The sequence below is a fragment of the Pseudomonas sp. FSL R10-1339 genome, from assembly GCF_009600545.1.
GTDB lineage: Bacteria > Pseudomonadota > Gammaproteobacteria > Pseudomonadales > Pseudomonadaceae > Aquipseudomonas > Aquipseudomonas bubulae.
The window spans coordinates 1-7,266 of the sequence record NZ_WIVQ01000139.1 but is presented as its reverse complement, the minus strand read 5'-3'; the positions used below and the strand labels follow the sequence as shown (position 1 = coordinate 7,266).

Genomic DNA, 7,266 nt, shown 5'->3' with positions numbered 1-7,266 from the left:
TCATCTGGCTCATGACGCACTCGGGGCAGGTGGTGAGGCTGTATTTCAGCATACTTGGAGACTTGTTCGGAGTTTCCTTAGATACAACGTTAACCCAACACAAAGCTGGAACCCCCAATTACTAAAGGGGAAAACTAGAATTCTCGTAAACTAAGCTCCCAAAAAGCACCAGCCAGATCTGTACTGCCTGGCTAGAGCATGGATATTGTATGAAAATAATGCTAATCGCTGGAAATGGCCTTTCCATTTCAATGCTAGAGAAGAATCACGCCAGTGTTGACTTGTCAAATCTTTTTTCTATGGGTTGCGATGTAACTTGGCCAGCAACAGGAAAGCCTGGCTTTTTGAGCTATGAGCACTGCCCAAATTTGTGGGCTCTAGGTGCTCGACAAACAACTTCCCCCAGTAATTCATATGAAGTTATTGAACAAATAATCACGGCTGTCAACGCATGCTGCCTAGCCGATCCGGCGTCTCTTGAAGATGGTATATATATACGCGCCTACAAAGAGCTAGTAGCATACTTAAGATACTTATTCGTACACTACGATAAAATCCTTCAATCAGAAGATTTCTTTTCTAGCAAAAAGTCTTGCGAACCACTCGACTGGCTTATTCAAGCAGCAGAAGATGAAAATATAACCTCTATAGATATTGTAAACTTTAATTACGATGCCTTTTTAGAACGCACACTTAAGTCTAAAGAAATCAACTTCTCCATACCTCTTTTAGACGAGAATAATGACTCAAAAATCAAGATCCACAAACCTCATGGATCCATCACTTTCTGTGGACACTCGGAAATTGACAATACGGCATTCGCAGTCAACTACGAAGCCAGTTTTACTGAGGGTGGCATCGACGAGCTAACAGTGAAGTATGACTCATTAGACAGCCATTACCCATTAGTAGGTATTCTTCCCCCAGCAGGGGAATCTGATAGATATAAACACCGCTGGATTAGGCAAATTTGGGATAAGACTGTAGAAGCTGCAAAGCAGCTTGAGGAAAATGATCTTGTGGTAATTTATGGATTGAGCTATTGGCATGTGGACCGTAAGGAAATTGATATGCTTCTCGGCGAGATATCACGAAAAGCACGAGTTATTTCAGTAAATCCATTTCCCAATGCTCATTTTGAAGCTGTATGCTGCAGCTTATTCAAGTCTTATCACTCGTACTCCAACCCTAAGCACCTTGCAAGGATGGTAAAATGATCAAAAAATTAGATCGCAACACAACCACCATTTCAATTGCAAGTTTTCACGAGCAAAATCAAGCTAAAAAATTTAATTATGATCCACCTTATCAGCGTAAGTCGGTATGGTCAGACGAAAAACAGAGCTATCTAATTGATAGCATATTGCGAAATTTCCCTATTCCTCCAATTTTCCTGCATCGTAAAATCGATAATAACACAGGAACTACAACCTTCGACGTCATCGATGGCAAACAGCGCCTCACAGCTATCGCACGCTTTATTAATAACGAAATACCAGCTGCAAATGAGTACGGCCCCGTTGAAGAGGAAGGCATCCTAGATGGCAGCTACTTCAAAGACTTAAGTTCAGACAAGCGGCTAGCCGAATTTAAAGCTGCTTTCTGGAAATATGATCTCCCAGTAGAGTACGTAGACCCTTCGGACCAAGGGCTTATTGAGGAAGTTTTTGACAGACTTAACCGAAATGGCGAAGCGCTAAACGGTCAAGAGCTCAGAAACGCTCAATATCATTCGTCAAACATATTGAATGCAGTCGAGGCATTAAGAAGCCACCCTTACTTCATCGCAAGACTCGGCATAACTGACTTGGCGCGAATGGAAGACAAGGAATTTTGTTCTGAGTGCCTATTATCTGCTCAGCAACGACTAGTAATTGGTTCCAGCCAAAAAATCCTAGATGAGTTATACCTAAAATACAGCAATGATAATTTTGACGACGCCCTTAACCTTTCGCTTACAATGTGCAACGACCTTGACTTTCTGAACCTTGACTACACGGGAATCCGAATTAGTGGTGTATCACATTTATACGGGCTCTGGGGGCTTGCGCTGATACTTGCCATTAATGGAAAATCCGTGCGCAACTACAAACAACAGCTAAATGATTTCTATAGCCACCTTAGGGGCGATGCGCCAACTAGCGATACACGCGAAGAATACAAAAAAAGCATGAACTCCAGGACTAAAGAGCGCTATATGCGAGTTAAGAGAGTAAATGCACTTCTTACCGCATGCGGAGAAGAAAAGCTAATAATAAAATAAACAACTGGCTTGCCACCAATAAAGCAAGATTTATAAAAAACAGCGGATACCATATTATCCGCTGTATACACTTATTCAACACCGAATTGCTTACCAAAATAGCCAATTAAATAATTTCACACAAGCACAATACTATCTGCTAATTAACCCATACGAACCCACCTATATGACTATGTACGCCGCAATATACAGCCCCAGTTAATGTCTTTAATCACTATCCAGATACCTTGACTGGGTTTTCAGGACAGATCTGCGGGTTCGGTGGCCGGGCTGGATGTTGACGCATCCAGCTTCGGCCGCTCCTTTTACTTTGTGCCTGATACTTCTTTGGCGTAGGCCTGACAGGCCTGCAGCGCGATCAGTCCTTGATCGCCGTCGCCGGTGATTCCGATAATTCGTTGAGCATGCGCTGGGTCAAGTTGGGCTCTATGGGCGCCATAAACCACGCCGCCGGCGCCGGTGGTGGCTTGCACTGCGTCACAACCAGTTGCGGTGGCATCGAGTTGGACTGACAGCCGCAGGTCAGCATTAGCAAGGCGATTAAGCAGGCGTGCCTGTTTCGTTTTCTCATCGGTCAGGGCTCGGTAATGGGATTGGTCACTGGCTGCCAGCCATTGCTCCAGGGCGAGGCGCTTGCCCTGCTCTGCCAGAATTTGCGTTGAGTTGGCATTGGCCAGATGGGTGCGCTCGGTTTGGTGGGCAACTTCTTGGGCGGCCAGTTGCTGGCCGTAGGCGTTGGCCTGCCACGTCCATGCCGCCCACGCGCTACCCGCCATCAGGGCCAGGATGATCAGCAGCACCCCGCCCCACTTCACTGCATCGATCTTCACGCCAGCACCTTGAGCGCCCGGGCATATAGCGCCTGCCGATCCGCTGCGCCATTCTGGCCACCGTTGATGCGCCGGGTGATCTTGTCGAACTGGCCCGCGTCGGCCAGGGTGTTAAGGCCCCTGGTCGCCCAGAACCATGCCGCTGACATGCAGGCGTGCTGTGGCTTTTCCAGCAACTCGGGCTGCTTGATCAGGTCAAGGCCCAGCCCTTCGCCGCACGCCATGTAGTTGGCCCGGCCGGTGATCTGGATCAGGCCACGCCCCCGGTACTTGGAGCCGTCGCCTACTACGGTGTTGCCCAGGTCTTTGCGACCTTCGTATTTGGCTTGAGCGGCGGTTGGGCCCCAGATTTCTTTGACGTATTTGAGCTGGCCGGACTCATGGCCAATCTGGGCGATAAACGCGGCTATGCGCTTTTGACCAATGATCTGGTATCGCACCATAGCGGTGTTCAGCAGCGGCACAAAAACGCCGGCAACTGGGCCGGCGTTGGGGAGGATCTGCAGCAGTTGTTGCCGTGTAATCGACATGGGTTTGCCCTAACGATAAAACCCGCACAAGGCGGGTTGGGTGAATGTCTGCCGGGGGTTACAGCTGGATGACTTGTAGCGGCGCCTTAGCCTTGGTTTTCTTGCCTTTGGCCTTGGCTTTGCCCTGCTTGCCGCCGTTGCATTCGACGGTGGTGGTCCAGCCGCTTTGGGTGAAGACTTGCTCGACCGAGTCCACCAGGTACTCGCCATCAAGACCGGTTTTAAAGCCCTGGGCGTTGATGCTGCGTTCGGCAAACAGGTCAGTGCGGCCGGGCATTTCCAGGCGTACTGCAGCGGTGGAGCGATTGAAGGCGGACAGCCGGGCCTTGGCCGCTTGTTCGGCGGCAGATTTGTTGGGGTAGATATGGCGATCGGTGTGCACTGGCGGCAGGCCGTCCGGGGCTTGGTCGTTGTCCAGGGTGATGATGGCCAACTTGCCGGTTTTTTTATCCTGATGCTGGGTGCTGACCGCTTTATGGGTGCTGCGATCCGCGAGGCGGAATTGCCAGCGGCTGACGTCGCTACGGGTCAGGGTGATCGCGCCCAGGACCTTGCCGCTTGCGCTCTGCCCGGCCTGGCGTTGCAGGACCAACAGCTTGCCGTCTGCGACTTTGGCGGTGCAGTCGTTTTGCCTGGCCAGCCGGGTGATAAAGTTAAAGTCTGATTCGCTGAGCTGGTCGGCGCGGGGCACGACGATGGCCATCGGACACACTGGCTGCCAGCCGTTGCGTGCGGCCACGTCATTGACAATGCTGGCCAGGCTGACGTTTTCCCAACTGCCGCTGCGGGTAGTTTTGCCGCTGCCGCGCATATCGCTGGCTTTGCCCCGGATCACCAAGGTATCCGGTGGGCCGGACAGTTCGACCTCGTCCACGGTGTAACGCCCCAAGCGGGTTAACGCGGTGCCGCTGTAGCCGAGAAAGACCTCAATACTGGCCCCGCGACTTGGCAAGGATACGGCGCTGTCGCGGTCATCGATGCGCAGTTCAAAGTCGTCGGACTCCATGCCGGGTTTGTCTGTGGTGCGCAGCAGTAAGAGGCGGTCATTGATCAACGCAGTGATATCGGAACCGTCTGCGACGATGCGAAAGGTGGGCGTCATAAATGCTCCAGACGGCAAAAAGCCCCGCACAGGGCGAGGCTGAGTAAAAAGAAAACAAAAGGGGTTGGCTTTGCCTGACTGACCACACGTCACATAGTGTCGAGCAGACGCTAGGCCTGTATTTAAGGATGGAGTAGGATTAAATCCTACTTAGTCCGGGAGGCTCATCATGCGTAGCACTCAACAATTCAGCATCACGCTGCCCAACCAGATGGCTGATGCGGTGAAAGCTAAGGTGGCTGCCGGTGAGTACGCCACTGAAAGTGAAGTCATTCGTGATGGCTTGCGAGCACTAATGGCCCGGGACCGCGCACTGGAGAACTGGCTCGCCGGCCAGGTAGCCCCGGCTTACGATGCCTTGAAAGCCGACCCCTCCCGTGCGCTAAGTATCGACCAGGTACGCGCGCGATTAGCGGCAGAGCATCAAGACGCCATTACTCAATCCTGATGGCGTACACCGTCGAGTTTGCACCGGAAGCTCTGGAGCAGTTGGCGGCGCTTTATGGGTACATTGCCACGGCAGCTTCGCCGCAGATTGCCCAGCGCTATACCGATGCCATCGTGACCCACTGCGAAGAGCTGAGCACGTTTCCCCTTAGGGGTAATCTGCGCGACGATATTCGCCCGGGCCTGCGTATCACCAACTACCGCAAGCGTACTGTCATTGCCTTTGCCGTTGATGCCAAACAGGTTTCCATCCTTGGCATTTATTACGGCGGCCAGGACTTTGAGTCAGCCCTGCAATTTGAGTTGGATGATTAACCCCACAACATCACCCCTTCCTCACTCGGCACCACCAGATCCGGCAGGACAATCACCACCCCTGCCCGAAACGGCTGCACCTCATCGGCCAGGCCCTGGTTGGCATCGAGCACGGCCTCGACCGTGCCGTTGAGGTGGCCGTAGTAGTTCTGGCAGATCGTGTCGAGCACGTCGCCGCTAGCGGTTCTGCAGGTCGTCGCCATAGCGTACAAACTCCAGGGTAAAGGCTTGTTTGCGCGGGATGCCGCCTTGCAGGAAGGCGCCCTGCTCTTCTTCGATGCTTTTCAGGCACCAGTTGCCCAGTACGTCGCCGTAGCCGGTGGTCAGGCCCAGCGGCTGCAGTTGGGCGCCGATGCTGCGCAGGGTGTCCAGTTGTTTGAGCCCGCCTTTAAAGCCCGGGTAAATCGAGCCTTTGAGTTTGATCCGCTCTTCGCCCATGCCGATGGCCTGTTGGGCCGGTCGGCGTGTCAGGCGTTCTTGCGAGGCCCAGCGAAAGTCGGTGGTGCGGCTCAGTTCTTCAAAAGCGGCAGTATCCAGGTTGAAGTAGTAGGGTTGGGATTGCGGCTTGAGTGGCTGGATGATCAGCAAATGCGGGAAGGGTTTCACCGCTTCCACGGCCGGGGTCAGGTCTTTGCCGAAGGCGCCGGTGGGGATGATGTTGGCCAGGGCCGGGTTGGCATTGCCGGCGATTTTGTTGATCGCCGCCGCTGCTTTGCCCGCCTGTTCTTTCAGCGTGCCCAGGCGTTCTTCGATTTGCGAGGCTGCCCGGGTGGCGTTGTTGTAGGTGGCCACCACTGCCCCGACCTTGGCCTGGGCGGCGTTGACCCCGCGCACAAGCCGCTGCACCTTGGCCCCCACTTCAGGGCCAATAAACGGCAAGTCGTCCAGTGCTGAGGCGGCGCCGGTGATGTCGCTGATGGCGCCATTTACCGGGCCCAGCATCCCGTCCAGGCTACGGCGTCCGGTTACGCCGGCGGCGACCAGGTATTTCAAGCCTGATTGCAGCTGTTCCACGTAGGTCATGTGTGCTCCTTATTCGACGTGCGGGGCGTCATAGAGGTTACGGCTCGACATCTGCTGGCCGATTTGTTCCATCTGCCGCTGCAGGTGCGGTTGCAGTTCCCGGGCCAGTGCGGCCGGGTCTTTGACATCCCCTTTCACGGTGATTTGCAGCGGTGCATGGATGTCGATTCTCTGATCGATCTTGGGTGGTGCGGCTTTGAGGATGGGTTCGATTTTCGGCGGCATGGCCAGCGGCCCTGTGGGGGCAGCGCTGGAGAACGACCGCACGACATCACCCATCTTGGTTGCCCCGGGCAGGGCACGGGTTAAGCGCGGATCAAATGCCAGTGCCTTGACTACCGGCTCTGACGGTTTTTTATCATCTGCACCGAACCAGGATTTGCCCAGGCTCGCGCCAATGGATTCACCGCCCATACTGCCGAGAATGCCGCCGATCACGCCGCCAATGGCCGTGCCCAGAATCGGTACCACTGAGCCAATCGCCGCACCGGCTGCAGCACCCGCCAGCGCTCCGGCCATATTGCCCGCTGCCGCACCATAGCCTTCGGCCTTGGCTTCCTGCGTATCGGCATTCTGGAAGGTGTCGAGCGCACGCATACCGCCTTCAATCAAGGCAGCACCGGGGATCAGTTTTCCGACTTTGCCCACTTTGCCGATCAACCCCATCGCCCGTGCAGCGCGACCGGGTGGTACCGGCGGAATGGGTGGACGGGGTGGAACCGGTGGGCGCGGTGGACGTGGCCCACCACCCGCGCC

Annotated in this window: 9 protein-coding genes and 1 pseudogene; 4 read left to right on the top strand and 6 right to left on the bottom strand. The window is 54.2% G+C overall.

What is annotated here, in order from left to right; translation table 11 throughout:
- Positions 1-209 precede the first annotated feature (209 nt).
- A complete protein-coding gene (locus GHO03_RS22890; protein ID WP_153400580.1) occupies positions 210-1,217 on the top strand; it encodes a hypothetical protein in 1,008 nt (335 codons plus the stop codon).
- Positions 1,214-2,263 (top strand): DUF262 domain-containing protein, encoded by a 1,050-nt coding sequence (locus GHO03_RS22885; RefSeq protein ID WP_153400579.1) that lies wholly within the window; start codon positions 1,214-1,216, stop codon positions 2,261-2,263. Before GHO03_RS22890 ends, GHO03_RS22885 begins: the two co-directional genes overlap by 4 nt.
- Before the next feature lie 305 nt (positions 2,264-2,568).
- Here the strand turns inward: GHO03_RS22885 and GHO03_RS22880 are convergent, their stop codons facing one another.
- From GHO03_RS22880 to GHO03_RS22870, 3 genes are read right to left on the bottom strand one after another with little or no spacing between them, the layout of a single operon-like run.
- The gene (locus GHO03_RS22880) at positions 2,569-3,093 is read right to left on the bottom strand and encodes a lysis protein (RefSeq protein ID WP_372241787.1); all 525 of its coding nucleotides are present in this window, start codon (positions 3,091-3,093) and stop codon (positions 2,569-2,571) included.
- Positions 3,090-3,623, bottom strand: a complete 534-nt coding sequence (locus GHO03_RS22875; protein WP_153400578.1) for a glycoside hydrolase family 19 protein — start codon at positions 3,621-3,623, stop codon at positions 3,090-3,092. Before GHO03_RS22875 ends, GHO03_RS22880 begins: the two co-directional genes overlap by 4 nt.
- A 58-nt stretch (positions 3,624-3,681) precedes the next feature.
- Entirely contained in the window at positions 3,682-4,725 is a 1,044-nt protein-coding gene (locus tag GHO03_RS22870; protein ID WP_153400577.1) for a phage late control D family protein, read from the bottom strand.
- Positions 4,726-4,894: 169 nt separating this feature from the next.
- Between GHO03_RS22870 and GHO03_RS22865 the strand changes: the two genes are divergently transcribed.
- Together GHO03_RS22865 and GHO03_RS22860 are read left to right on the top strand one after the other, a co-directional pair.
- Positions 4,895-5,173 (top strand): type II toxin-antitoxin system ParD family antitoxin, encoded by a 279-nt coding sequence (locus GHO03_RS22865; protein WP_153400576.1) that lies wholly within the window; start codon positions 4,895-4,897, stop codon positions 5,171-5,173.
- Entirely contained in the window at positions 5,173-5,487 is a 315-nt protein-coding gene (locus tag GHO03_RS22860; protein WP_153400575.1) for a type II toxin-antitoxin system RelE/ParE family toxin, read from the top strand. Before GHO03_RS22865 ends, GHO03_RS22860 begins: the two co-directional genes overlap by 1 nt.
- On the opposite strand, the gene GHO03_RS22855 is transcribed toward GHO03_RS22860, so the two are convergent.
- The 3 genes and pseudogenes from GHO03_RS22855 to GHO03_RS25215 form a co-directional block, all read right to left on the bottom strand.
- Positions 5,484-5,690: a tail protein X gene (locus GHO03_RS22855; protein WP_153400574.1), complete on the bottom strand. Its 207-nt coding sequence runs from the start codon at positions 5,688-5,690 to the stop codon at positions 5,484-5,486. The two genes, GHO03_RS22860 and GHO03_RS22855, sit on opposite strands and share 4 nt — an antisense overlap.
- Complete coding sequence (locus GHO03_RS22850) at positions 5,665-6,510, bottom strand: phage tail protein (RefSeq protein ID WP_153400573.1); 846 nt, start codon at positions 6,508-6,510, stop codon at positions 5,665-5,667. Before GHO03_RS22850 ends, GHO03_RS22855 begins: the two co-directional genes overlap by 26 nt.
- A 9-nt stretch (positions 6,511-6,519) precedes the next feature.
- A pseudogene (locus GHO03_RS25215) lies at positions 6,520-7,266 on the bottom strand (phage tail tape measure protein); the annotation flags it as partial.

Excerpts from the sequence above, each read along its gene's own strand:
- GHO03_RS22890 (WP_153400580.1), top strand. The coding sequence starts at position 210 with ATGAAAATAATGCTAATCGCTGGAAATGGCCTTTCCATTTCAATGCTA.
- GHO03_RS22885 (WP_153400579.1), top strand. The coding sequence starts at position 1,214 with ATGATCAAAAAATTAGATCGCAACACAACCACCATTTCAATTGCAAGT.
- GHO03_RS22875 (WP_153400578.1), bottom strand. The coding sequence starts at position 3,623 with ATGTCGATTACACGGCAACAACTGCTGCAGATCCTCCCCAACGCCGGC.
- GHO03_RS22870 (WP_153400577.1), bottom strand. The coding sequence starts at position 4,725 with ATGACGCCCACCTTTCGCATCGTCGCAGACGGTTCCGATATCACTGCG.
- GHO03_RS22865 (WP_153400576.1), top strand. The coding sequence starts at position 4,895 with ATGCGTAGCACTCAACAATTCAGCATCACGCTGCCCAACCAGATGGCT.
- GHO03_RS22860 (WP_153400575.1), top strand. The coding sequence starts at position 5,173 with ATGGCGTACACCGTCGAGTTTGCACCGGAAGCTCTGGAGCAGTTGGCG.
- GHO03_RS22855 (WP_153400574.1), bottom strand. The coding sequence starts at position 5,690 with ATGGCGACGACCTGCAGAACCGCTAGCGGCGACGTGCTCGACACGATC.
- GHO03_RS22850 (WP_153400573.1), bottom strand. The coding sequence starts at position 6,510 with ATGACCTACGTGGAACAGCTGCAATCAGGCTTGAAATACCTGGTCGCC.